The sequence below is a fragment of the Actinomyces sp. HMSC075C01 genome, from assembly GCF_001812965.1.
Taxonomy (GTDB): domain Bacteria; phylum Actinomycetota; class Actinomycetes; order Actinomycetales; family Actinomycetaceae; genus Actinomyces; species Actinomyces acetigenes.
In genome coordinates, this window is the sequence record NZ_KV810942.1 from 934 (window position 1) to 25,566 (window position 24,633).

Below are 24,633 nucleotides of genomic sequence, written 5' to 3' on the forward strand. Positions count from 1 at the left end.
ACTCATCGTCCCTGCGGGGCCCGCGCCCCCGTCCTAGCGACACACCACCCCCGTCAAAACGGCTCAGACACCCCCACCCACCAACTTTGCCGACCCCCTGGTCGCCGAAGGCCTGCGCGGTGGTGCGCAGCTGGACGTTGCCGCTGGAGCCGGAGTTGGCCGCGAAGATCGGCGTGCCCGTGAACCCGAAGAGGTGGTAGTTGCGGAAGGCCTTGGTGATGGCCGTGTGCATGTCCCCGAACTGGCTGCGGTGACACTCGTCGAACACGAGGACGACGTGCCCGGTGTAGATGGCGTGCTTACGGTTGCGCCCCACGAAGTTGGAGAGCTTCTGGATCGTGGTGACGATGATGCTCGTATCCGGGTCGTTGATCTGCCTGCTCAGCTGGTTGGTGGACTGGTTCGCGGAGACCGTCCCTTCGGCGAAGCGGTTGTACTCCTTGATGGTCTGGTGGTCCAGGTCCTTGCGGTCGACGACGAAAATGACCTTGTCGATCCCCTCCATCCCGGCCGCCAGCTTGGCGGTCTTGAAGGAGGTGAGGGTCTTGCCCGAGCCGGTGGTGTGCCAGATGTAGCCGCCGCCCGCCACGGTGCCGGTCTGCTTGTTGGCCGACGCCGTGAGGATCCGCTGGAGGATGGCCTCAGTTGCGGCGATCTGGTAGGGCCGCATGACCAGCAGCTTCTGCGCGGTGGTGAAGACGCAGTACCGGGTCAACAGAGCCAGCAGCGTGTGCTTGGCGAAGAAGGTCCGGGTGAAGTCGACCAGGTCCGTGATCGGCTTGTTGGCGGCGTCGGACCACCAGGAGGTGAACTCGAAGGAGTCGGAGTTGGCGGCCTTGGACTCGCGCTTGCCCCGTGTGGACTCGGTGACGTGGTCGAAGCGGGTGGTGTTCGAGTAGTACTTGGTCTGGGTGCCGTTGGAGATGACGAAGATTTGGACGTAGCCGAACAGGCCGGCGCCCGCCCAGAAGGAGTCACGCTGGTAGCGGTTGATCTGGTTGAAGGCCTCGCGGATGGGCACGCCGCGGCGCTTGAGCTCGATGTGCACCAGTGGCAGGCCGTTGACGAGGACGGTGACGTCGTAGCGGGTGTGGTGGGCGCCTGTCTCGACGACGTACTGGTTGGTGACCTGCAGGCGGTTGTTGTGGATGTGCTGCTTGTCGATGAGCCGGATGTTCTTGGACTCGCCGTTGTCCCGGATGAGGGTCTGGACGTGGTCCTCTTGGATGCGGCGGGTCTTCTCCGCGATCTCGTCCCCGCCACCTGAGCGGGTGCGGATCGACTGGGCGAAGAAGCGCTCCCACTCCCCATCGGTGAAGGTGTAGTCGTTGAGGGCTTCGAGCTGGGTGCGCAGGTTGGCGACGAGCTCGTCCTCGCTGGTGAAGGAGACGTACTCGTAGGCCTGGGCCTGTAGCTGGCGGATAAAGGCCGCTTCCAGCTCGGCCTCCGACTGGTAGCCGGCGCGGTCGGTCTCCTCGGGCTCATAGAGTCCGACGACGGTGCTCTCACTGGTGAGAACAACCGGTTCGACGCCGACGGCGGAGGCTTCACGAATGGTCATGGGAGGACGCTTTCGTCAGGGTTGGAGAGAATCTTCTGGGGTGGTGGAACCAGCGGTCAAGTCCCGTTCTCCCAGTCCTTGTAGGTGCCGCCCTCCCAGGTCCAGGCGATACGGCCGTTGCAGGAGTAGCCGACGGCAATAGAGCCGGCGGCGGATGGTGAGGGGAAGGGGACGTCCCGTGTGAGAGTGCCGATTTCTCCCTCGACAGCGATACTTCCGTCATCGACGAGTTTGGCATGCCGATCCCGGTAGTTTCTGTAGGAGTTGCGGGTACTTGGCTTACTGCCCTCATTGCTCCATTCTCCGACGACGCGGGAGCCTTCCAGCATGATGAACTCGTACCCGACAACGCGAGCCCGGGCTTTAACTCCGCGCTTAGGGGAAGTGAGTGTGAAAATCGGAGAGTCGATATCTGGTGGGGGTGCTTGCCGTTCAGGAGTCCTGCGAGTGCTACGGAGAATGTTGACTCCGAGGACCGGGAGGATGCCGCGGACCTGGTCGAGGAAGGCCTCGGCGTCTGATTGTTGAGCCTCCGAGAGCTTCCGGGGCTGTGGTGTTTGGGTGTTGTCGGGTAGCGAACAGCGCTTGGCAGTGCTGGCGATCTCGACAAGACGAGCCTCGAGGTAGCCCCAGTGTCCTTCGTTGAAGGAGTCGTCACGACTGCTGATGAGTACTGCCCGGTCCCACCAGTCTTTTTGACGGTCGTGCTGACGGAATCGAGCAGAGAAGTCTTCAGTTCTGCCGATATAGCAGGCGATGCTCTCGCTCGCACCAGGGTCATCGCCAAGGAGGAGATAGACGCCGTTTCGGTGAGCCTCTTCGCGGTCAAGGAGACGAGTGAGGGCTGCGCGGGGCCCGACAAGGATATGGCCGGTCCATCCCGAGACGTTCGCGGTCATGATACCGCCGGGCTCCCCGTCAACGAGGAAGAGCTCGATGTGTTTTCCGCTCATGGGGTCATTTCTTCTCAGGGAAGGTGAAGAGGCGGTCACGGTAGTACTCGTACTGCGTGCGACGAGCCTTGATCTCCGCAGGGAGGCCGGAGGTCAAGTCGTTGACGAGGGCGTCAAATTCGTCAAGAATGTCGGCGATGCGGCGTTGTTCGTCAAGCGCTGGAAGCGGAATTCTGATTTGCTCGATTCCTCTGGCCGAGAGGCGCTTCACTTTAGCTCGTGAGACGAATCTGTCTTTCTGGCGGCGGTATTCGCTCGTGCGGAGGGCGTGCGATATATATCTTGGATCTTGGTTGTGATGCAGGGCAAATGAGTCGTCATGATAGGCGACAGGCGTGGTTCCTAGCCAGGCGACTCCAGTTCCGACGTCGGCGACAGTCTCTCCGACAGCAGCAATGATGACATCTCCTGGCTGGGCAAATCGTAGCTGTGGCCCGATCTCGTCCTTTACGAATGAGGTGGTAGACTCCGTTCTGTAGCCGTAGGTTGTGTAGATTTCTCCGTAATGAATCGCTGGGATTCCTTCGTCAACCATGTCGTTGCGAGTGAATCGTCGCCCCCTCTGGAGTTCGCCGATGTCCTTGATGGGCACGAGTTGCACTTGTTGCAAACCGGTGACAAGGTGGTCGCGATAATAGGTAAACTGATTCTGACGAGCCTCCAGCTCCGCCTTTAGCTCCATTTCTAACCGTGTTGCCAGGTGCGCGAAGTTGCTGAGAGTGCGAACAATCTCTTCCTGGATAGGTAGTGGTGGAATTGGAACTTTGTACTCAAGGAACTTTGGTAAAATTAAGGAGTTGACTGATCCTCCTCGTTTGGATGTGGTTGCTAGTATCGAGTTGGCATGTGCCCGCAAGACGTGGGCTGCGTAATGAAGGTTGACGTTTTTGTGGGGTGTGAGTGTTTTTGTGTCCTGATTGAATGACGCCTCGAAGGGGACAATAGAGACAGGTAAAGTGTGCTGCAGGATGCTGGATCGAGAGACAACTGCTAATGATGGGCCAGGTACAAGGTTGGCTGAAGATTCTCGAGTTGCCTGCAGTGTAATCTTGTCTTGAGTCGATGCGAGTTCGTAAGACCTCATATCCTTCGGGGAAACCCATGGAATCGTTCCGTTTTCCCAGAACTCTGGGCGGCTCTTTGAAGGTGTGCCACCTCCTCTCCACTGCCCGAGACTGCCGATTGTTCTGTACTCCACGCCGTCTGAGCAGAGGTCGCGGATGAGGTCGTCGATGCGGCTCACCGGGTACCGCCTTCGAAGTCGGCCACGATCTCATCAATACTCGCCCGCAGCACTGCCTGCCGCTCCACGATCTCCTTGATCCGGGCATTGAGCTCCACGATGTCGACCTCCTCGCGAGTGTCCTCCGCTTCCACGTAGGAGGACACCGACAGGTTGAAACCGTTCTCCCTGATTGCCTCCGCGCTCACCAGTGCGGTCACATGATCGATGTCGACCCGCTTGGCGAGCGTCTCCAGGATCATCTCCTGGTTCTCCGCCGAGAGCTTGTTCTTGTTGCCCTGCCGCACGAACTGCTTCGAGGCGTCCATGAATAGGACGCTGTTGTCCTGCTTCGACTTCTTGAGCACGATGATGCACGTGCCGATCGTCGTCCCGAAGAACAGGTCTGGCGGAAGCTGGATGACGGCGTCGACATAGTTGTTCTCCACCAGGTACTGGCGGATCTTAGCCTCCGCGGCGCCGCGGTAGAGCACACCCGGGAACTCGACGATCGCCGCTGTCCCATCCACTGCCAGCCAAGACAGCATGTGCATGGTGAAGGCCAGGTCCGCCTTCGACTTCGGGGCCAGCACACCTGCTGGGGAGAAGCGCGGGTCGTTGATGAGAGCCGGATCGTCCTTGCCGATCCACTTCGTCGAGTACGGTGGGTTGGAGACGATTGCCTCGAAGGGCTCGTCATCCCAGTGCGCCGGGTCGATGAGCGTGTCCCCATGGGCGATGCTGAAGTCGGCGAAGTTGATGTCGTGCAGGAACATGTTGATCCGACACAGGTTGTAGGTGGTCAGGTTGATCTCCTGGCCGAAGAACCCGCCGCGCACATTCTCCTTGCCGAGCACCTTCGCGAACTTCAGCAGCAGCGAGCCCGAGCCGCAGGCCGGATCGTAGACGCGGTTAACACTCTTCTTGCCCATGACCGTGATGCGGGCCAGCACCTCGCTGACCTCCTGCGGTGTGAAGAACTCGCCGCCTGACTTGCCCGCGTTCGAGGCGTACATCGTCATGAGGTACTCGTAGGCGTCGCCGAAGGTGTCGATCGAGGACTCCCCGTAGGACAGGTCCAGGTCTCCGATCGCCTGCATAAGTCGCGTGAGCTTGTCATTGCGCTGGGCCACCGTGCGGCCCAGCTTCGTGGAGTTCACGTCCACGTCGTCGAACAGGCCCCAAAGATCCGACTCCGAGCCCGTGCCGGTCGCCGAGGCCTCGATGCTCTTGAAGATGCGTGACAGCGTCTCGTTGAGGTTCTCGTCGCGCGGTGCCCGCTCGCGCACGTTGTCGAACAGGTCGCCTGGGGCGATGAAGAAGCCCTTCTCCTCAATGATGCCCTCGCGGGCGCCCTCGGCGTCGGCGTGAGACAAGAAGCGGTAGTCGAAGTCCGGGTCTCCGGCCTCGCGCTCGCCGGCGTTGATGTACTCGGTGAGGTTCTCAGAGATGAACCGGTAGAAAAGAAAGCCCAGGACGTAGGCCTTGAAGTCCCATCCGTCCACGCTCCCGCGCAGGTCGTTGGCAACCTGCCAGATCGCACGGTGAAGCGCAGCGCGCTCAGTCTCTCTACTCACAGTCGGCCTCTTCGTCGTCAGGATGGGGGATCAGGCAGAAGTATCCCACCAACTGAGGACGTCCGATGACCACGCGCTGAGGTTGGGGTGCGGGGCGGATGGCGGCTACAGTCTTCGCCAGGCAGCGAGTATCGGGCTTGGACCGGTGCGCTTACTCCGTCGGCCCCGCACCTGAGGTGCGGGGCCGCTTGTTTCTGCCGCTGGCCGGCCCGTGGTGGTTGGAAGGGGAGGCGTGCCGGTCGGCGGAGGGCGGTGTGTGGGACGATCTGTGTGAGCGCCCCACTCGTGCGGGGCCTACGGAGCGGACGGGTGCATTCCGCGAGTCGGGGGACATCCTGCGTGGCCGGGGACATGTCGTCGCGGCCGGGGACCTTCGACGTCGTCGGGGACGGGAATCCTGTCCCCGAACGCGCGGGCTGTCCCCGGCTGGAGCGGACCGCACCCGGCCGCGCGGAATGTTCCCGCCGGCGTCCGGGATGCGGTCGCCTCAGGTCGCCGCGGAAGCGCGCGATCCGTGCCAGTCCCGCCGGCCCCCAGCGCGAAACTGCCAGCAGTCCGGCTGGATGACGTGGGACGCGAGCGGTCCCCATCCACATAAAAGACCCATGAGTGACAAACCAGATCTTTCTCTGGTACACCTAAGGGGGTGTCCAAGGCTCTGGGTTCCTCTGCGGAAATCGCTCCACTTCCTACAGTAGAAGGAGGATTCCAGACCGTTCTGGCCGACCCCCCGTGGCGGTTCACCAATCGAACCGGCAAGGTCGCTCCCGAGCACCGTCGTCTGGGCAGGTACGGGACGATGTCTCTCGAGGAGATCAAGGAGCTCCCGGTCGGTGACGTGACCGCAGCGAACGCCCACCTGTACCTGTGGGTCCCCAACGCCTTGCTTCCGGAGGGACTGGAGGTGATGCAGGCGTGGGGGTTCCGCTACGTCTCGAATATCATCTGGGCCAAGCGGCGCAAAGACGGCGGGCCGGACGGCCGCGGCGTCGGCTTCTACTTCCGCAATGTCACGGAGCCGATTCTGTTCGGTGTTAAAGGATCCATGAGAACGCTGGCGCCGGGGCGCTCGACGGTCAATATGATCGAGACACGCAAGCGTGAGCACAGCCGAAAGCCCGACGAACAGTATGACCTCATCGAGTCCTGCTCGCCGGGTCCGTACCTGGAGATGTTCGCCCGCTACGCGCGACCGGGCTGGTCCGTGTGGGGCAATGAGTCGGATGAAGATATCACGCCGCAGGGGAAAGCTCAGCGGGGGTACGGCGGTGGTGATATCGAATCCCTGCCGCACCTGGAGCCAAATGAGCGGATGAGCGACTGGCTCTCGGATCGCGTCGCCCAAATCATGGCGGGTGAGTATGCAAAAGGGATGTCAGTTCAGCAGATTTCGACTCAATCGGGCTACTCCACCACGCGGGTACACAGCCTCCTGGCCAAGGCCGGCGTGGAGCTGCGAAAGCGAGAGTGAGGGCGTTCGACGCCGTCGAGAACCGGAATCCAGTCCCCTGCGCGTGAGGCGTCCCCTGCTGAAGAGCAGATGGCGTCCGGCCTGCGGAACGTCACCGACAGTGCCGCACCAGCGCCGCTGCGGCACTGCCCTAGGAGGCCGGTTTGAAGCCGATGACCTTGCCGTCAAACTTGTTGTAGCCGATGATAAGGTCGGGCTTGGCGATGATGAGCGTATCCTCATTCTCCAAGTCGATTCCGCTGAACTTAATCTCTTTTCCGGTCTTGATACTGATGAGCCCAGTGATCGTGTTGGCGTCCCCGCGATTCAGTACCATCAACTTGACGACGCGGCCGTCCTCAGAGCTCTTTGCCGCAGATGGGCATCCGGAGAAGATGCTGCTTGTGTCCGCCTCGGGAACGTTGATGGAACTGCCTTTCTTGGGCTTGATCCGAGTGATGCAGCCGTCGCTGTTTGATTTCGCAGTCAGGCTGGCGCCACTGAAGTCCTGGTCCTTGAAGTATGTGCGATGCTCCTTGGCCGTGGGGAGTTTCTTGTCTTCCTCGACAACATTCTCGTGCACAGGCAGAGTCTCTCGATAGCTGCCCTGTTTCTCCCCCTTGAAATTATAAACTGTCACTTTGTACTCCCTGTCGGCTGATGAACTCGAACCGGAGTCAGAGCCGTCCTCCAGCTCCAGGGTCCCCCAGCCGTCCTGGAAGTACCAGGTGACGAGGTCCGAGTCGGCCTTCGATCCCCCTCCGAGGAACAGGGTCTCACCGTTATCGATATTGATGACAGCGTTGAACAGCGCAAGGTAACGCTGCTCGTCTTTGACCAAGAAAGTCGGGTTGAACATGTTCAGTGATTTGAAGGGGCTCCCCGTTCCACCGATCTTGCGCGACCACTTCTGTTCTTTGTTCGCCCCCCAGGCGGTGCACTTGTCGCTTGCTTTACAGGAAATAGCGGTGTCGCCGGCAATTACTGCAGGATTGCTTTCGCCCCAGGGTGCCCTTGAGGTCTTCCCGGTTTTCAGGTCAATGAGGGTGGAGTTGTGAACCAGCGTGTTGTCCCCCCATTTCAGAAGAACGGAGGACGTGTCATATGACGAACTGAAGTCTCCGTCATCAACGGTGGTTTTCCATTTTTCCTTCATGTTGCCGCCCAGCGGGCTGTAGGCGGTCAGGGTGTCAGACCCCTTGTCGACTATTACCAGATAATCGCCGAACACGTAAGGATCCTCATAAGAATCGACGTCGATGCTCCAGGCCTTGTCCGCACCGTTCGCCCAAGCACCCGACGGAGTCACGTACGTTGAACCCAAGTAGACCTCACTGTGCCCCAGGAAATACCAGGCGGCCACGCCACCAACGCCCAGAACGAGAATGATCGGCAGAACGACAGCGACCACCTTGAGCAGACGGCGCTTCCTTGGAGCCTGCGCCGGCGGCGCATACATCGGTGCCCCATAGGCCGGCGCGACCGGCTGACCCGGACCGTATGCCTGCCTCGAGTCATCAGCCTGGCCCTGGCCCACTCCGTATCCCGACGGCGCTCCGCTCGGTACCCCGGGCGGCATCGCGGTCTGCTGGTCCGCGGGTTGGGCCGCTGCCTGCATCGAGGACGCCGAGTACGCTTGGGCGGCCGGCTGCGGCGCGACGGGCTGCGGCGCCGCAAAAGCCTGTGCCGCCTGAGCGGCCTGCCGGGGCGGACCCTGCGGGGACTGAGGTGCCGCGGCCCCATACCCCTGAGGGGAGGGCCCCTGAAGCGAGCCTCCCTGCGGTGCCGCTCCGGGCACCCCCGACTGGTGAGCGCCATACTCCTGAGGAATCTGCGCGTACCCGGAACTGGCGGGAACCGGTTGCTGGGGCGGCGCCCCCATCGTCCCGGCAGCCGTTCCCACCGCCATCGTCGGCGCCATCGGGCTGATTTCACCCGGGACGGGAGACTGCGCCGGCTGAGCTGGCTGGGCGCCACGACCGACCTGGGCGCCACGACCGGCCTGGCGCGCCAGCACCTCCTGGACGACGGCGTCGTCGGACCGCTCCAGTATCTTGCGGGCCCGAGGCGGGATCGACGGATTGGCCGCCAGGATCGAGTGCAGGTCGGGACGGGTCTCGGCGATCCGTTCGAGGTCCCGCGGTGAGGCGAACCTGCTGAGCGCCGTCGTTGCGTCGTAGTCTCCGGAAGAAGGTGAGTGCCCCGTCGTCATGTCTCCCGAGCCTAACGAGATCTATGGCTCGAGGTCACAGAATGGGAACATTAACCTTCGAGCGCGCCGTTGAAATGACGCGGCGGGCGAGAGCCGGTGAGTCAGTCGACGATGCCGTAAAGGCGGTCACCGGCGTCGCCCAAACCGGGCACGATGTAGGCGTGCTCGTTGAGGCGCTCATCCACCCCGGCGGTCACCACCGTGACATTCGCGCGCTCGCCGACCGCCTCCTCCAGCGTCTTGACCCCCTCGGGCGCGGCGATGAGGCACAGCGCGGTGACGTCGCGCGCCCCGCGCTCCAGCAGGTAGTCAATGGCGGCCACGAGGGTGTGACCGGTGGCGAGCATGGGGTCGACGACGAAGCACTGGCGGCCCGAGAGGTCCTCGGGCAGGCGGTTGGCGTAGGTTTCCACCTCCAGGGTGTCCTCGTCGCGCTTCATTCCCAGGAAGCCGACCTCCGCCGTGGGCAGCAGGCGGGTCATGCCCTCGAGCATTCCCAGGCCCGCGCGCAGGATCGGCACCACGATCGGGTGCGGGTCGGCCAGGCGGCGGCACTGGGCCAGCGCCACGGGAGTGCGGATCTCGACCTTCTCGGTGCGCACCTCGCGGGTGGCCTCGTAGGCGAGCAGGGTGACGAGCTCATCCACCAGCTGGCGGAAGACCGCCGACGGTGTCTTCTCGTCACGCAGGACGGAGAGCTTGTGGTCGATGAGGGGGTGGTCGGCAACGTGGAGGCGCATGGGGACAGCCTAATGCCGCAGCCCGGTCCGCACCGTCACCACGCGTGCCGGCCTCCTGCGCGCTCACGGCCGGGTTATGTCGCTTTGACGGCCTGGACGCGTCGCCGGTGTCGGAGTCGCTGCCGGAGTCTCTGGTGAGATCCCGCGATGGTGACCGTGTTGTGTCCAAATCGGTGACAAAGGAGCCTTCGCGTTCTTCATGCCTGTAACAGAACCGCGGAATCATGCGGTTTCGTTTCGCCTGTTTCATTCCGTTCGGCCCCTTTGTCACAGATTTGGACATCGGCCAGCCATCGGGGCCGTTTCGGCCACCGCACGCGGCCGCTTCCCGATGCACAACCCGACCACACATCTCTCGCGCGGATGGCGGGTCTGCCAGCAGTGGGGTACGTGGCCGGGTTCGGACTCGGGAGCGTGGGCAGGTCCAGATTCGGGCGTGCGAGCAAGCCAGGACAGCTTGCACACGACGGTTGGGCCGGGGGCGAACGGTGCTGACGTCGTACCCGCCTGCGGGGCTAGGTTGCCGTCACCGACCGTATCGATTGGAGAACTCATGGCCAACGGCTCCGCCCTCACCATCACTCTCAACAATGGCGTCGACATCCCGCAGATCGGCTACGGCGTCTTCCTGACCCCGCCGGAGGAGACCGAGCGGGCCGTGCTCGAGGCCTTCGAGGTCGGCTATCGCCACGTCGACACCGCCCAGGCCTACCGCAACGAGGAGGGCGTGGGCGCGGCCGTCGCCAACTGCGGGCTGCCCCGCGAGGACATCTTCGTGACCACCAAGGTGTGGCTCACCAACGCCGGGGAGGAGCGCGCCGCCCGCTCCATCGACGGCTCCCTGCGCCGCCTGGGCACCGACTACGTCGACCTGCTGCTCGTCCACCAGCCCTTCGGCGACTACTACGGCACCTACCGCGCCATGGAGAAGGCCCTGGCCGCCGGCAAGGTCCGCGCCATCGGCGTCTCCAACTTCTTCCCCGACCGGTTCGTCGACCTGGCGCAGCACGTCGAGGTGTCTCCGGCCGTCAACCAGATGGAGACCCACGTCTTCAACCAGCAGGCCGACAACCGCACCTGGTACACCAAGTACGGCACCGCCCTGGAGTCCTGGGGCCCGCTCGCCCAGGGCCGCAACAACATCTTCACCCACCCGGTGCTCACCGCCGTCGGCGAGAAGCACGGCAAGACCGCTGCCCAGGTGGCCCTGCGCTACCTCATCCAGCTGGACATCATCGTCATCCCCAAGACGGTCCACCGTGAGCGCATGGTCACCAACCTCGATGTCACCGACTTCCAGCTCGACGACGCCGACATGCGGACCATCGCCGCTCTCGACGAGGGGCAGGGCGTCGTCAACCACTACGACCCCGCCTTCCAGGAGCGCCTCGCCTCCTTCACGGTCGAGGCGGACTGACCCCGGGCCGCCTACGGCTGCATCCGGCTACCGGCGGCCGCATCCGGCGGGGAGGAGCCGGTGAGCGGGGCCGAGGCAGCCCCGACGGCGGGCGCGGGAGCGCGCCTCAGAGTCGCCGGGAGAACCGGGACTCGCTCTTCTCGGAGGTGCCCACGTACTCCAGCCAGCGCTCGTAGTGGTCCAGGACGTCGTGGGCCACCTGGTCGGAGTTCCAGTCGACGACGTCGTAGCCCTGGCCGCCGCTGTGCGGGCGCACCTCGAGGCGCACCGTGAGGTCGTCGGCCTCGTGGACGGCGAAGCCGTAGGCGGGCACCGGCGTGACCACCATGCGCACCACGTAGCGGAAGGAGTCGATGGAGCTGGACTGCTCCTCACCGCTGTCGGTGGCCGGGTGGGAGGAGACCACCAGGCTGGCGCGCCCCAGGAAGGTGCGCTCGTCGTCGGGGTCCTGGGCCTCGGGGCCCTCGACGAAGACCTCGGCGGAGACGTTCTCCTTGCGCAGCTCGGTGGCCACCGCCTCCAGGGCCGGCACGATGCGCCGCTCCATGGCGTTGCCGGCCTCGTCGGGGGAGACCGAGTTGAGGGTGTGCGTCAGGCGCTCGCGCCAGGGCGTCTGCTCCAGCCCCGCGGCCGAGCCGTTGAAGCCCAGGGCCCGGTTGCGGTCGGCCTGGGTCAGGGCCTGGTTGTAGGTGTCCTCGGTGCTCAGGGAGCGCCACAGGGTGTACATGATGAGGATGAGGACCCCGGAGAAGGGCAGCGCCATGACGATGGTGGCCTGCTGGAGGATGGGGATGCCGCCGGCCACGAGCATCGCGATGGTGAGGATCCCGGTCAGGGCGGCCCAGAAGATCCGCAGCCAGGCGGCGGCGTCCTGGCGCGCCGAGCGGATGCGGCTGGAGAGGTTGGCCATGACCAGGGCGCCGGAGTCGGCGCTGGTGACGTAGAAGAGGATCCCGATGAACAGGGCCAGGGCGATGAGGATCTTCTGGCCCGGCAGGTGCTCCAGGATCCAGTACAGCCCCTGCTCGGGCCGCTCCAGGGTGATGTCCCGGAACTCGCCGTTGCCGCGGATGACCAGGTCCAGGGCGTGGTTGCCGAAGATCGCCACCCACATGAGGATGTAGCAGAAGGGCAGCAGGAGGCTGCCGAGCACGAACTGGCGGATGGTGCGGCCGCGTGAGATGCGGGCCAGGAACATGCCCACGAAGGCCGCCCAGGCGATCCACCACGCCCAGAAGAACAGGGTCCAGGCATTGAGCCAGTCATCGGGGCGGTTGTAGGCGTAGGTCTCCAGCGTCAGCTGCGGGAAGCGGGTGAAGAAGTCGCCGATGGAGCCGATGAGGGCGTCGATGAGGAAGGCGGCGTCACCGGTGACGAGCACCCACATGGCCAGGCCGATGGCCAGCAGCACGTTGATGGTGGACAGGACGCGCACGCCCCGGTCGACGCCGGAGACGGCCGAGACGGTGGCCATGACGACGGCCAGGGTGGTCAGCCCGATCTGGGTGGGGAAGCCCTGCGGCAGCCCGAACAGGATGTTGAGGGCCACGTTCAGTTGGACGACGCCGACCCCCAGCGAGGCGGCGATGCCGAAGACCCCACCGACCAGGGCCGCGGCGTCGACGATGTCGCCGATGACGCCCTCGGTGTGCCGCCCCAGCAGCGGGCGCAGGGTCGAGCGCAGCGTGAGGGTGTCGCGGCGTCGGTAGGCGAAGTAGGCCATGGCCAGGCCCACCAGGGCGTACAGGCCCCAGCCGGAGATGCCGTAGTGGAACAGGGACAGGACGATGGCCTCGCGGGCGCGGGTGGCCGGGGGGATGGCCTGGGCGTCGCCGGTGGGCGGGTGCACGTACTGGTCGACCGGCTCGGCGACGGCGAAGAACAGGATCTCGGTGCCGATGCCGGCGGCGAAGAGCATGGCCGTCCAGGCGAAGGTGGAGAAGTCCGGCGTCGAGTTGTCCGGGCCCAGGCGGATGCGCCCGAAGCGGGAGAAGGCCAGGCCCAGGATGAAGACGAGCGCGGCCGTGATGAGCAGGATGTAGAAGGAGCCGAACCATCGGCTCGTCCAGGTCACGGCCGCCCCGAAGGCGCTCTTGACGAGGTCGGGGGCGACGAGTGCGGCCAGGGCGACGATCGCGATGATGGTGGCCGACACGAAGAACACCACCGGGTTGAGGGGCTCCTTGCCGGGCAGCTTGCCGAGCAGGGTGCCGGGGAGGGAGCCGCCGGGGAGGCGCAGCACTGAGAATCGGTCCGACGACGGGGCCGGCCGGGAGGCGCCTTGAGGGGAACCGCCTGGCGCGGATTCGCTCTCATCGCTCGATTCGGGGGACCGGCTCACCGACCTGCTCCGTTCTTCGTGGGGTCTTCGCGGGGGCTTCTTGGGGGCGCGGGGCTTGGGGTGCGGCGCCGGGGCCGGTGGGGCGGGGCGGCTGTCCGAGCCCGGGCATGTTGTGGGGAGCCTATAACGAGATAATGAACTCGTGACGTCTTCACCTTCTTCTGCGCAGCCACCGAGCCCGTTCAGCTCGGGCTCCGACGCCGGCGCGCTCGGTGAGCGGGTGGGTGTCGCCGTGGGGCGGGGCGGCGGTACGGTCATCAAGCCGCCCCTCAGCCCGGCCGCCAGTCCGGTCATCGACACCGCCATGGTGCGCGCCCTGGAGCTGGCCCGCGCGGCCGGTGAGGCGGGGGAGGTGCCGGTGGGCGCCGTCGTGCTCTCGCTGGAGGGGGCCGTCCTCGCCGAGGCCGCCAACGCCCGCGAGGCCGAGCACGACCCGACGGCGCACGCCGAGATCCGCGCCCTGCGCGCCGCCGGCGCCACCCTGGGTGACTCCCATCTGGACGGCTGCACCCTCGTGGTCACCCTCGAGCCGTGCACCATGTGTGCCGGCGCCATCGTCCTGGCCCGGGTGGCCCGACTCGTCCTGGGGGCCTGGGAGCCGCGGACCGGGGCCTGCGGCTCAGTGCGCGACGTCGTGCGCGACGCCCGCGCCAACCACCAGGTCGAGGTGCGCGCCGGCCTGCGAGCCCAGGAGTCCCAGGACCTCCTGACCGCCTTCTTCTCCGACCGCCGCTGACGGGGCTCGCCGGCCGGGCCTGGTAGGCCTGGTGGGGCGCCGGGCTCGACGGGGCCAGTGGGCACGACGTCGGTCGTGACTGATACCGCAGGACGTCGCATTGGGGAGCGGGGCAACGTCCGTGTAACCTCGTGGGCGAGGTAGCGTGTCCGAGCGGCCGAAGGTGCAGATCTCGAAAGTCTGTGTGGTTCATAGCCACCCTGGGTTCGAATCCCAGCGCTACCGCCACCACGGCGAGGGCCCGACGAGCAGCCAGGAGCTGCGCGGCGGGCCCTTCGCGTTCCCTGTTTCGGTTCCCCGCTTCGAGGCCGCCCGTGTCGATGGCCGGCGGCTGCTCGACGTCGTGAGACGCCCGTACTGCACGAGGGTCGGGGGCCACTGGGGGAGGGGCGGGTGTACGCCACGGGGTTCGGGGGTTCGTCCAGTACGCACAACCCCCGGCCAGTGGATCCCCACCCTCGTGAAGCTCGGGGCGGTTTCTTCCGGCTGAGACCTACTCGCCGGCCGTCACGGAAGAGGGAGCGGTTCGTGTCGTAGCGATGCGTTACAGTGCTTGTACGACCACGGAAGGAGACAGTCATATGTCCACCGCCCTTGTTCCGTCACGTGGAGTCGTCAAGCACTTCTCGCAGGCCGAGCTTGAGGCGCGAGAGAGGGCTGTTGTCAGTGCGCTCGAGCGTCGGTTCGGCAGTGTTGATGCTGCACTCGCTCAGGAGTACACCGGTGAGTATCCGTCGGACGACCTCAAGCTGTTCTCTGAGTACCACAGCTTGATGTTCCTTCTCGGCAAGTGATCACCGGGGCGGATGAGCAGACCTTCCGTTTTGCGGAGGACCTGACTCGTACAGTGCGTGCGGTTTGCCCGGCAGCGCCTGAGTTCCAGGTCGACATCGCAGGAGAGGATCCGTGGAAGGCGGCTGTTCATCCGCAGGAGAAGGCTCCTGTCGTCCTGTCCATCGGCGGCAAGAAGCTCCTCGATCTCGTCGTGTCTTACACCTGTTCGATATCAACACAGCATCCGTACATGATCATTGAGGGCTCGACGTTCGGCCTGAGACCGCATGGCGGAGGCGAGTGGCTTGCTCGTCTTGACTACCGGCGCCGTCCCCGGGTGAACGTTCCTTGCTCACACCTTCATATTCACGCGCATCGTGACGCCTGGACCTTCATGATGTCCCGCGATGGCCGTGGCAGCGGACGAAGCACGGTCAAGAAGCGGGGAAGCGCTGAGAAGACTCCCCAGATCTCTGACATCCACTTCCCTGTCGGGGGTCCGAGGCTGCGGCCCGCTCTGGAGGACTTCCTGACAATGCTGATCGAGGAGCTTGGAGTCGACCATCCTCCTCACGCGCGCCAGGAACTTGATCAGGCCCGAGCTCGCTGGAGAACGGAGCAGGCGAAAGCCATTGTCCGGTCATCGAGCGGTATCGCTGCGGATGTCCTTCAGGAGATGGGGTGGGCAGTCACTCCTCCGGAGGGCTACCAGCCGGAGAGCGATCGTGCGGAGTGGTTAGGGCGGTATTGAGTGCATCGCACGAGGGCCGGGGAAGGCCCTGAGCAGTTCATCTGGTAGTCCACTCCGAGAGACCCCGTACTGCACGAGGGTCGGGGGCCACTGGGGGAGGGGCGGGTGTACGCCACGGGGTTCGGGGGTTCGTCCAGTACGCACAACCCCCGGCCAGTGGATCCCCACCCTCGTGGAGTAGCCGCCGCATGAGGCCCGCAGGGGCCTGCGCCCCGACGAGGGCCCTGCGCCCCCGACCCGGCCGCGGGAGCGCTGTTGGTCCCTCATATATTCGACGTCGGGCCTTACTCTTGGCCCATGAGTCGCCGTCCCCACGAATCCCGAACCCTGTCCCCTTCCCACACGCAGGTCCGCCCCCACCCCCACGCCTCCGAGATCGCGCCCCGCGCGGCCGCCGAGCTCTACTCACTCCTGTGCGACGCCATGGTCGCCGCTGACACCAAGGCAATCGACGCCCTGCTCACCGACTACTGCGTCCTGACCCACATGACCGGCTACCCCCAGCCCAAGGTCGAGTGGCTCGGCGACATCGCCAACGGCGCCATGCGCTACCACTCCCACGAGGTGGTCTCCGTCCAGCTCGACACCATCGCCGGCTTCCCGGTGGTGCGCGGCCGCACCCGCACCACGGCCACCCTGTGGGGCGGGCGCGGCACCTGGAACCTCCAGATCGTCGGATACGTCGTGCCCGACGCCGACCCCGACACTGAGCGCAACCCCACCGGCTTCCGCTTCAGCCGCCTGGACGCCTCCACCTGGTGAGGCCCCGTCCGACCGGTGAGCCTCGTTCTCGCCTACCGACGCCGCCTGGTCCCCTTCGTGGTGGGCGCGTTCCACGGGTCCTCCGGCCAGGCGTGCTTGGGGTAGCGGCCCCGCATCTCGGCGCGCACCTGCGGGTAGCCCTGCTCCCAGAAGGAGGCCAGGTCGTCGGTGATCGCCACCGGACGGCGCGCCGGAGAGAGCAGGTGCAGCAGCACCGCCACCCGGCCCTCCACGATCCGCGGCGTGGTCGCCCAGCCGAAGCACTCCTGGACCCGTACCGCCAGCACCGGCCGGCCCACCCGCCCGGCCTCGGCCGGGTCCACCGGGCCCGCTGTCCCGGCCGCCCCGCCGACCGCCGCCGTGTAGTCCACCGGCACCTGTGAGCCGGAGGGAACCTCCAGGCGTTCGGGCACCAGCTCGTCCAGGCGCGCCGCCTGCGGCCACGGCAGCAGCGCCCGCAGCGCCTGGGCGACATTCAGCCGCTCCAGGCTGAAACGCCGGCCGCCCAAGCCCGACGACGCCGATTCACCCGACCTGCCCGGTCCGCCTGATCCTCCGGCCAGGCTCGCCACCGCCGGTGCCAGCCACTCCTCGGCCCGCTCCGCCAGGGCCGCATCGCTCATATCCGGCCAGGGCTCACCCAGGTGCTCGTGCAGCAGGGCCAGACGGGCGCGCAGGCCGAGCGCCTCCTTATCCCACGGCAGCACCGCCAGGCCGGCATCGGCCCCCTCGGCGCGCACCCGCGCGACGACGGCGTCCGCCACCGCCGTCGGACCCGGCGGCGACCCCGGGGTGGTGGTGAGCGTGATGGCCCCCAGGCGGCGCAGACGCTCCGTGCGCAGGCGTCCGCCCTCCCAGACGGCGCGCTCCTCCTCGGCCAGCCAGGCCCCGGCCAGCTCCAGGGCCGTCTGCTCATCGAGGGGCGCCGCGGCCCGGATGAGTGCGTCCCCGCGCCCACCGGTCAGGTCCACGCCGGCCACCGCCAGCCACTCGGACTCCGCCAGCGCCGAGCCCGCCGGCAGGCGCAGCCCGGTCCCGGCGACGCTCGCGTAGTGCGCCTCCTTGCCCGCCTGCGGCGCCGGCCCCCGACGTCGAGCGATCCACTGCGGCTGCGCCGTCCCGGCCACCAGCGCCACCGCCGACTCCAGGTCGGCCGACGCGGCGCCCTCACCGTCCCCGAGAGCGCCTCCGCCGACGCCGTCGGGCCGGCCCGCACCCTCCCGGCCCGTGCCCGGCGAACCGGAGGTCTCCAACGCGTCAGGTGCCTGTGGTCCACCGCTCGCGGAGCCCGGGGCCTCAGGGGCCCCCGACTGCTCTAAGACGGCGCGCAGGCAGGCCTGCTCCAGTCGGCGCGCCTCCGCCTTCCACGCCCCCGACCCGGCCCCGCCACCGCGCACCTGCCTGGCCAGGGCCGTCAGGTCCCCGCCGGGCGCGCGCAGGTCGGCGGTCAGCAGCGCCGTCGCCCGCGCCGCCCGCCGCGCCCCCAGCACCGGCGCCGTCGCCAGCAGGGCCCGCGCCTCACGCACACCCGCCGGCAGCCCGGCCACCGCCCGCCCCAGGGGCGTCACGCCAGCAACGCCGGCCAGGCCCAGGCGCTCCAACGCCTCCCGGGCGGCCCCCAGCGCCGCAGCCGGCGGCTCATCCACCCAGGCCAGCCCCGCGCCGTCGGGCACGCCCCACACGGCCAGCTCCAGGGCCGCACCGGTGAGGTCGGCCGAGAGGATCTCCGGGGTCGGAGCCAGCGGCGAGCGCGCCCAGTCCGTCGGCGAGCAGCAGCGGTAGACGACGCCGGGCCCCTCGCGCCCCGCCCGCCCGGCCCGCTGCACCCCGGCCGCCCGCGAGACCCCCACCGTCACCAGGCCACTCATGGAGCGGGCCACGTCCAGGCGCGGCTCGCGCGCCAGCGTGGAGTCCACCACCACCCGCACCCCGGGCACCGTCAGCGAGGACTCGGCCACGTTCGTGGCCACCACGACGCGCCGCCGCCCTGCCGGGCTGGGGGCCAGGGCTGCGTCCTGGGCGCTCGCGGGCAGGCGGCCGTGCAGCGGCAGGACGTCCACGCCCGCCAGGGCCGCGCCGCGCAGGCGGGAGACGACGTCGTCGACCTCTCGGGCCCCGGGCAGGAAGACCAGCACGTCACCGGAGCGCTCGGCCAGGGCCCGCTCCACGGTGGTGGCGACGTGGGCGAGGAACTCCCGCGGCACCCCGCGCGGCCCGAGGCGACCGGTGCGCCCCGGTGGCGCCCACACCTCCTCAAGGGGGTGGAGGCGACCGGGCACCTCCACCAGCGGGGCAGCTCCGTCCGACGTGCCGTCCGAGGCTCCGCCCGAGGAGCCGCCCAGGATGCGGCGCAGGCGGTCGGCGTCGAGCGTGGCGGACATGGCCACGACGGTGAGGTCCTCGCGCAGGGCGGCGCGCGTGTCCACTAGGAGGGTCAGGACCAGGTCGCTGTCCAAGGAGCGCTCGTGGACCTCGTCGAGGATGACGGCGTCGACGCCGCTCAGCTCCGGGTCCCGCTGGAGGCGGCGCAGGAGGAGCCCGGCGGTGACGACCTCGATCCGGGTGTCCGGGCCGGTGCGCCGTTCCCCGCGCACCGCGTACCCGACGGTGCCGCCGACCTCCTCTCCCAGCAGGTCGGCCAGGCGGCGGGCGGCCGCTCGGGCGGCGATGCGCCGCGGCTGGGTGACGACGACGCGGCCCGGCCGGCGTTCCAGGGAGCGTCCCGGTGCAGCGGCGGGGACGTCGGTAAGGACGTCGGCCAGGAGCGGTGGGACGAGCGTCGTCTTACCGGTGCCGGGTGGGGCGGTGAGAACCAGGCAGGCACCGGCGCCGGCGTCGTCGGAGGCGGAGGGGTTGGAGGAGAGGCGCTCGCGCAGCTCGGGCAGCACCTCGACCACCGGCAGGTCCGGGGGCGAGGCGAGCAGGGCCCCGATGGGGTCGGTCTGCGGAGGCTTCGTGCGGCCCTGCGGCCCGGTGCGAGTCATGCCCCGATTGTGCCCGGTGGGGGAGGGAGCGGGCGGGCCGACGTCGGAGCGGGGCAGGGGCACCGAGCAGCAGAAGGCCCCCGGTCGGCGGAGGACCGGAGGCGCAGTGGGTGGATAGGGACGAGGGGCGCGCAGGCGCCGGCGGCTACCGCACGCTCATGAGGATGTCGCGCGATTGCAGGGCGTCGGCGAGCTTCTCGGCGTACTCGGCATGGGTCTTGAGGGACTTGCGCATGCCGAGCGCGCCGCCGATGATGGCCGACCCCGTCGAGGACAGGTATCGCACCAGGGTCTCGCCGTGCGGGCCGGTCCCGAACTGAAGGTTCTGCGAAAGATAGAAGTTGCGGCCCATGAACGCACCGAAGGCGACGGACATGCCCTTCTTGCCGCGGGTGATCTGGAGAGTGTCGGCGGAGAAGGGGGTGACGGTCCATCCCTCCCGAGTGAAAAGCTCTGTAACGATTGATCGAACTTGATCGATCGGTGCATTAATTGTAAAAATTCGCTCAGCCATGAGGGGGATGCTAAACGACCTTCCTTTGTTCTTGCACATTGCGTGCAATCACGTTTGCGTGAAGGCGGCGCGCCGGCCCGCTGGCCCGGCTGTGCGCCGGCGGCCTGGATTCTCCGAGTGAAGCACGCTTGACATGGAAGGCTTTGTCAAGCACACTAGACATGTCAAGCAAACATGACACCCGCTCGTGGGGCGAGTGGCTATTCAAGGAGTGATCGCCATGCTTTCGGCCGTCTCCGCTTCTTCTGTCCTGGCCGCCGTGTCGCAGGCCTCTCCCGGTGTCGCCTTCATTGCCGGGGTGGTCGGTGGCCTTGCTGTCGGGATCGTCCTCTACCTGCTCGTCTACCGGTACTCGGCTCGACGCCTGCCCGAGGTCCGTGCCGAGGAGGCGCCCGAGCTCCTCAAGAAGCTCGGTGGGCAGCAGGCTGGTTTCGTCTGTGCCCTCCCCATCGGAATCATGGTGGGCTTCGTGAACCCTGCGGCCACTCATCTCTCCGCCGGACCGCTTCTGCTGGTCGTCCGTCTCATGGGTGCCGCCATGATCGGCGTCTCCATCGTCGGTGTCGCGTGGCTGTCCCCGCGACTGCGTGCCGCCCGGAACGCGGCTGCGGCATGAGCCGGTTGGCTCGCCGCGCCCCGGGTGGTGAGGGTCATGGATAACGACGTGCGTAGCCTGCGCGAGGCCCGCGGTCTCACCCAGGCCCAGCTCGGAGTCGCCCTGGGCGTCTCCAGGCAGAGCATCAACTCCATCGAGAAGGGCAAGTACGACCCCTCCCTTCCCCTGGCCATCGCCATAGCCCGCTACTTCGAGACCACTGTTGAGGAGATCTTTCATGTCTGAGTCAGAGCCCACGTCGCCCACGCCCGCTCCTTCCTCCGCTGCGGCCACCGGTTCGTCCTCCTCCGACTCGACGCCGAAGGGTCGACGAAATCTGAGGATCACCGCGCTATGGCAGATCACCGCCGCACGTATGACGCTCGTGGCCGTCGCCGTGGTCCTCCTGTGGGTGGCCGCGTTGACGATCCCGTCGAACAGTGACTTCCTCTATGGTGCCGCCAGCGGGGGAACGATCATGATGCTGGCGATCGTCGCCCTGTTCGTCGCCAAGAGGTTCGGATATGAAACCTTCTTCGTCAGGGAGCTTGAGAAGCGGGATGATGAACGTGACAAGGCCGCCTTGCAGCGGGCCTGTGCCCTCACCGGCGTCGTCGGGCTCATCGGTAATGTCATCGCCGTCACGGTGAGCGCCTTCGGAGGGCCGATAATGCTGGTCCTGAGCATCGTCCTGTGGCTCCAGCTGATCAGCTTCATCGGAGGGAACATCTACTTCAACCGCACGATGTAGGCCGAGGGAGTGCGGTTGCATCGCCCCGCACGCCCCGCCCGGCCCGCCGCCCCGCACACACATCGACGGAATCTTCAGAATCGACCCGGAGCCGCGTCGATTTTGAAGATTTTGTTGGTGAGCGTGGGGTGGGTGTGCGCCGGCGGCGGCCGGCGGCGTCTTCGCGTAGACTTCGCTCCACCCTGACCGGCGTCCAGCGCCGGCCATCGTTCCCTGTCCCATCGCCCGCCCCGGGCGCACTCGAGGAGAATCCATGGTCCAGCAGTCCGCCCCGCCAGGAATCTGGGACGAGGACCCCGACGGCGCCTCCATCCTCCTGGCCACGGGGCGCGCCCGCCATGACCTCCTCGTCATCGCTGAGCCCGCCTTCCTGCGCGACCTCGACCAGGCCTGGGGACGCCCCTCGGCCCGGGTGCGCCTGTCCTTCCTGCCCGGCGTTCAGGCTCCCAGCGCCCCCGGCCAGGAGGACGCGCTCATGTCCTATGAGCGCGGTGGCCTCGGCGTCCTCGTCGCCCGTGGTCGCACCAGCATGTACGAGGGCGAGGCCGCCCGCGGTGCGACGGCGCTGGCCCGGATCGCCAGCGGGGCCCGCCTGCGCGCCGCCCTGCTCGTCACCCGCGCCACCCCGCTGCGCGGCTCCGGTGACGTGGCCGGGGGGACGGCGCCGGGACAGGTGCGCGTCGTCGCCGACCACCTCAACGTCTCCGGTGGTTCTCTCTTCCCGGCCGCCGGCATGGTCTCGGCCGGCTGGGATGCCAGGCTCACCGAGCGCCTGGGGAGCCTACGCGGCGTGAGCGGCAGCTCCGTGGTCGCCCTCGTGCCTGGGCCGCTGCGTCCGAGCCCGGCCGAGTCCCGCGCACTGGCCTCCCTGGGCGCCGACGCCGCCGTCACCGATTCCGTGGCCGAGGCCATGGTCCTGGCCTCGAGGGGAGTGGCGGTCTCCGCCCTGACCTACCTCGACGCTCCGGCCGCCGGCGGCAACCTCGGGCGGGCGCAGCTCTCCCTGCGGCAGGCCTCCGGCGTCACCCTGGCCGCCGTCGAGGAGATCCTCAGAAGCCTGCGGGCCGGTGCCTGAACGTGATTCTGGGAACGGCGTGGAAAAGGATGCTGCCCAGGCTGTCGGCCCCCGTTAAGGTCATCTCGTGAAACCCTTCCTCTTCCTGGCCACCCGCAGCGAGGACGAACCCGCCGACGCCGAGTACGAGGCATTCCTCAAGCGCACCGGCCTGGATGAGTCCACGCTGCGCCGCCTGCGCCTGGAGTCCGAGTCCCTGCCGCAGATCGACCTGGACGACTGGTCCGGCATCCTCGTGGGCGGCTCCCCCTTCAACGCCTCCACCCCGCCGGAGAAGAAGTCCGCCACTCAGAAGCGCGTCGAGGCCGAGCTCTCCGGCCTGCTCGACCGCGTCGTCGAGGCCGACTTCCCCTTCTTCGGCGCCTGCTACGGCGTGGGCACGCTCGCCTGCCATCAGGGCGCCGTCGTCGACACCACCTACGGCGAGGCCGTCACCGCCCCGGAGGTCACTCTCACCGAGGCCGGCCTGGCCGACCCGATCTGCGCGGGCGTCCCGAAGGTCTTCCAGGCCTTCGTCGCCCACAAGGAAGCAGTCACGACGCTGCCGCCCCACGCCGTCCTCCTGGGGACCGGCGAGGCATGCCCGATCCAGATGTTCCGGATCGGATCCAACCTGTACGCCACCCAGTTCCACCCCGAGCTCGACGGCGACTACCTCGCCCACCGGCTCGGCTTCTACGCCGGTCACGGCTACTTCGCCGACGACGAGCTCGCCGAGCTCCAGGCCCGCGTGCGCCTCGACGACGTCTCCGACTCCTGGAAGCTCCTGGCCAACTTCGTGTCCGTCCACGCCCGCGACTGACGGCTGCGCCGACCCGTCCTGGCGGGTCCTCTGTCCGACGCGGTCAGAAGAAGCGACCCCGGCCCGCGCTGCCATGTGAGCGCGGGCCGAAGCCGCGGTTTCGTGGTCTGATTGGGGCTGGTGGCCGGGGTGGGCGGCCTCAGCCACTCTGATGAGAGTGCCGGCGCTGAGCTCTTGAGGGCTGGAAGAGCTCGAGAGACATTCCGGCAGGGCGTTGGTGTTGCGACTACCGGAAGTTCCTGGCAGCCCTCTGATCTGCTTCGTTGTACTTACGAGCCGCTTCGCGCCAGTTCTGCTTGAATCGATCGAACCATCCGGTGGGGGCGACGTCGTCGGTGCTGCGGGCCTGGGGTGCGGAGGCGGTGACCGTTGCGGGCTCGGCGGCGCTGGCGGTGGTGCTGCTCAGCGCGAGTCCGCAGGTCAGGATGCCTGCGCTCAGGGTCAGGGCGAGGAAGCGCTTGGGGGTGGATGTCTGTCGCATATTGACCTCCTATTTACTTAACTGGCTTTCGAACCTTAGCAGCCCTGGCGGCGTCGAGCGGCAACATATCTATCGACAATCAAAATGTGTTGTGCTTCACGACCATGCTGACTGGGGGCCCTGTGTCGCTTGCCTGGTAGTGCGTTGGCCCGCACCCACCGTGTGGGTGCGGGCCAGGACGTGTCGTGGGGGTCAGTCGCGGATGAGGTCTACTTGCCGTCCGACATGGCGCTGGCCGAGGGGTCAGCCGACATCTTGTCGTCGCTCATCTTGCCGTCCGACATCTTCCCGTCGGACATCTTCCCGTCAGAGGTCTTGCCGTCGGACATCTTCCCGTCAGAGGTCTTGCCGTCGGACATCTTGCTGTCGCTCATGGCACCGCCCGGGGTGGAGGTCTGCTCCATCTTGTCCTTGTCGGTATTCGTGGAGCCACAGGCGGCCGTGCCGACGGCGAGGGCGGCGACGAGCAGGGCAGCTGACACGATCTTGCGAGTACGCATGGGAGAACTCCTTGGTGACATAGATTGGCGACGTGGCCAGGTGAGTGGTGGCGCAGCAGTGGGCTGCGCCGTCATCAGGAGTTCGGAGCCGCGGGGTGTCCGGATGTCCTTGAAGGAGTGATCCCAGGCACATGTGCGGCCAGGTGTCTTCACCCAGTCGGCTACTGGTCGTCCTCGTTGGCATTCGGCGTGTTCGTGGAAGCCTCCTGGGCGGCTTGGGCGGCTTCGGCCTTCTTGCGTTCCCGGCGGGCTCGGTCGCGTTCGCGACGTCGTGCTCGGGCCTCCTCCTTCTTGTGGAAGGCGGCTGCCTTGGTCGCCATCCACTCCGGGATGAACTCAGGATCCCTGGGGTGCAACCTCAGCTCCACCGCCGCGTCCTGCTCAGACATGAGCTCGCCGTTAATGACTGGCTCACGCATCCAGTCCGACTCCTGA

22 protein-coding genes, 1 tRNA gene and 1 pseudogene are annotated in these 24,633 nt (G+C 67.0%); 12 read left to right on the top strand and 12 right to left on the bottom strand.

Annotated elements, in window-relative coordinates:
* From HMPREF2883_RS01835 to HMPREF2883_RS01850, 4 genes are all read right to left on the bottom strand, one after another.
* On the bottom strand, positions 1–1,561 hold a 1,561-nt coding region (locus HMPREF2883_RS01835; protein ID WP_256277279.1), incomplete at its 3' end, for a type I restriction endonuclease subunit R.
* Between the two features lie 56 nt (positions 1,562–1,617).
* Positions 1,618–2,514, bottom strand: coding sequence for a GIY-YIG nuclease family protein (locus HMPREF2883_RS01840; protein ID WP_070658663.1), 897 nt, complete (start codon positions 2,512–2,514; stop codon positions 1,618–1,620).
* 4 nt (positions 2,515–2,518) lie between these two features.
* The gene (locus HMPREF2883_RS01845) at positions 2,519–3,757 is read right to left on the bottom strand and encodes a restriction endonuclease subunit S (RefSeq protein WP_070658665.1); all 1,239 of its coding nucleotides are present in this window, start codon (positions 3,755–3,757) and stop codon (positions 2,519–2,521) included.
* Entirely contained in the window at positions 3,754–5,313 is a 1,560-nt protein-coding gene (locus HMPREF2883_RS01850) for a type I restriction-modification system subunit M (RefSeq protein WP_070658667.1), read from the bottom strand. Before HMPREF2883_RS01850 ends, HMPREF2883_RS01845 begins: the two co-directional genes overlap by 4 nt.
* A gap of 646 nt (positions 5,314–5,959) precedes the next feature.
* Here HMPREF2883_RS01850 and HMPREF2883_RS01855 point away from each other — a divergent pair.
* The gene (locus HMPREF2883_RS01855) at positions 5,960–6,784 is read left to right on the top strand and encodes an MT-A70 family methyltransferase (protein ID WP_075371021.1); all 825 of its coding nucleotides are present in this window, start codon (positions 5,960–5,962) and stop codon (positions 6,782–6,784) included.
* Positions 6,785–6,914: 130 nt separating this feature from the next.
* Here the strand turns inward: HMPREF2883_RS01855 and HMPREF2883_RS01860 are convergent, their stop codons facing one another.
* A complete protein-coding gene (locus HMPREF2883_RS01860) occupies positions 6,915–8,975 on the bottom strand; it encodes a variant leucine-rich repeat-containing protein (protein ID WP_070658671.1) in 2,061 nt (686 codons plus the stop codon).
* A gap of 101 nt (positions 8,976–9,076) precedes the next feature.
* Positions 9,077–9,715 (bottom strand): uracil phosphoribosyltransferase, encoded by a 639-nt coding sequence (gene upp, locus HMPREF2883_RS01865; RefSeq protein WP_070658672.1) that lies wholly within the window; start codon positions 9,713–9,715, stop codon positions 9,077–9,079.
* A 553-nt stretch (positions 9,716–10,268) separates the two neighbouring features.
* On the opposite strand from upp, the gene HMPREF2883_RS01870 reads away from it, so the two are divergent.
* Positions 10,269–11,132, top strand: coding sequence for an aldo/keto reductase (locus tag HMPREF2883_RS01870; protein ID WP_070658674.1), 864 nt, complete (start codon positions 10,269–10,271; stop codon positions 11,130–11,132).
* Positions 11,133–11,238: 106 nt separating this feature from the next.
* Here HMPREF2883_RS01870 and betT read toward each other — a convergent pair whose 3' ends face one another.
* A complete protein-coding gene (gene betT, locus HMPREF2883_RS01875) occupies positions 11,239–13,473 on the bottom strand; it encodes a choline BCCT transporter BetT (protein WP_070658676.1) in 2,235 nt (744 codons plus the stop codon).
* Between the two features lie 142 nt (positions 13,474–13,615).
* Here betT and HMPREF2883_RS01880 point away from each other — a divergent pair, with 142 nt between their 5' ends.
* From HMPREF2883_RS01880 to HMPREF2883_RS01895, 5 genes are all read left to right on the top strand, one after another.
* Complete coding sequence (locus tag HMPREF2883_RS01880; protein WP_176747111.1) at positions 13,616–14,209, top strand: nucleoside deaminase; 594 nt, start codon at positions 13,616–13,618, stop codon at positions 14,207–14,209.
* Positions 14,210–14,348: 139 nt separating this feature from the next.
* Positions 14,349–14,437, top strand: a tRNA-Ser gene (locus HMPREF2883_RS14980).
* Positions 14,438–14,790: 353 nt separating this feature from the next.
* Positions 14,791–15,003 carry a hypothetical protein gene (locus HMPREF2883_RS01885; protein WP_070658678.1) on the top strand — a complete coding sequence of 71 codons (213 nt, stop codon included), beginning with the start codon at positions 14,791–14,793 and terminating at the stop codon, positions 15,001–15,003.
* On the top strand, positions 15,000–15,734 hold the full coding sequence (locus tag HMPREF2883_RS01890; RefSeq protein ID WP_256277280.1) for a hypothetical protein: 735 nt from the start codon (positions 15,000–15,002) through the stop codon (positions 15,732–15,734). Before HMPREF2883_RS01885 ends, HMPREF2883_RS01890 begins: the two co-directional genes overlap by 4 nt.
* Positions 15,735–16,031: 297 nt before the next feature.
* On the top strand, positions 16,032–16,496 hold the full coding sequence (locus tag HMPREF2883_RS01895; protein ID WP_070658680.1) for a nuclear transport factor 2 family protein: 465 nt from the start codon (positions 16,032–16,034) through the stop codon (positions 16,494–16,496).
* Positions 16,497–16,528: 32 nt separating this feature from the next.
* Here HMPREF2883_RS01895 and HMPREF2883_RS01900 read toward each other — a convergent pair whose 3' ends face one another.
* Positions 16,529–19,480: an ATP-dependent RNA helicase gene (locus HMPREF2883_RS01900; protein ID WP_070658703.1), complete on the bottom strand. Its 2,952-nt coding sequence runs from the start codon at positions 19,478–19,480 to the stop codon at positions 16,529–16,531.
* 145 nt (positions 19,481–19,625) lie between these two features.
* Positions 19,626–19,994: a hypothetical protein gene (locus tag HMPREF2883_RS01905; protein WP_070658682.1), complete on the bottom strand. Its 369-nt coding sequence runs from the start codon at positions 19,992–19,994 to the stop codon at positions 19,626–19,628.
* Positions 19,995–20,214: 220 nt separating this feature from the next.
* On the opposite strand from HMPREF2883_RS01905, the gene HMPREF2883_RS01910 reads away from it, so the two are divergent.
* The 5 genes from HMPREF2883_RS01910 to HMPREF2883_RS01930 all read left to right on the top strand — a co-directional run bounded on the left by HMPREF2883_RS01910 (position 20,215) and on the right by HMPREF2883_RS01930 (position 23,217).
* Positions 20,215–20,610: a PTS sugar transporter gene (locus HMPREF2883_RS01910; protein WP_256277281.1), complete on the top strand. Its 396-nt coding sequence runs from the start codon at positions 20,215–20,217 to the stop codon at positions 20,608–20,610.
* A 36-nt stretch (positions 20,611–20,646) separates the two neighbouring features.
* The gene (locus HMPREF2883_RS01915) at positions 20,647–20,835 is read left to right on the top strand and encodes a helix-turn-helix transcriptional regulator (protein ID WP_070658705.1); all 189 of its coding nucleotides are present in this window, start codon (positions 20,647–20,649) and stop codon (positions 20,833–20,835) included.
* Entirely contained in the window at positions 20,828–21,340 is a 513-nt protein-coding gene (locus HMPREF2883_RS01920) for a hypothetical protein (RefSeq protein ID WP_256277282.1), read from the top strand. The genes HMPREF2883_RS01915 and HMPREF2883_RS01920 overlap by 8 nt, the downstream gene beginning before the upstream one ends.
* A gap of 253 nt (positions 21,341–21,593) precedes the next feature.
* Positions 21,594–22,415, top strand: a complete 822-nt coding sequence (locus tag HMPREF2883_RS01925) for a nucleoside phosphorylase-I family protein (RefSeq protein WP_070658687.1) — start codon at positions 21,594–21,596, stop codon at positions 22,413–22,415.
* 67 nt (positions 22,416–22,482) lie between these two features.
* Positions 22,483–23,217, top strand: a complete 735-nt coding sequence (locus HMPREF2883_RS01930; protein ID WP_070658689.1) for a glutamine amidotransferase — start codon at positions 22,483–22,485, stop codon at positions 23,215–23,217.
* A 226-nt stretch (positions 23,218–23,443) separates the two neighbouring features.
* On the opposite strand, the gene HMPREF2883_RS01935 is transcribed toward HMPREF2883_RS01930, so the two are convergent.
* The 3 genes and pseudogenes from HMPREF2883_RS01935 to HMPREF2883_RS01945 all read right to left on the bottom strand — a co-directional run.
* Complete coding sequence (locus HMPREF2883_RS01935) at positions 23,444–23,698, bottom strand: hypothetical protein (protein WP_070658691.1); 255 nt, start codon at positions 23,696–23,698, stop codon at positions 23,444–23,446.
* 209 nt (positions 23,699–23,907) lie between these two features.
* Positions 23,908–24,198, bottom strand: a complete 291-nt coding sequence (locus HMPREF2883_RS01940; protein WP_070658693.1) for a hypothetical protein — start codon at positions 24,196–24,198, stop codon at positions 23,908–23,910.
* Between the two features lie 161 nt (positions 24,199–24,359).
* Positions 24,360–24,633: pseudogene (locus HMPREF2883_RS01945) on the bottom strand (hypothetical protein); the annotation flags it as partial.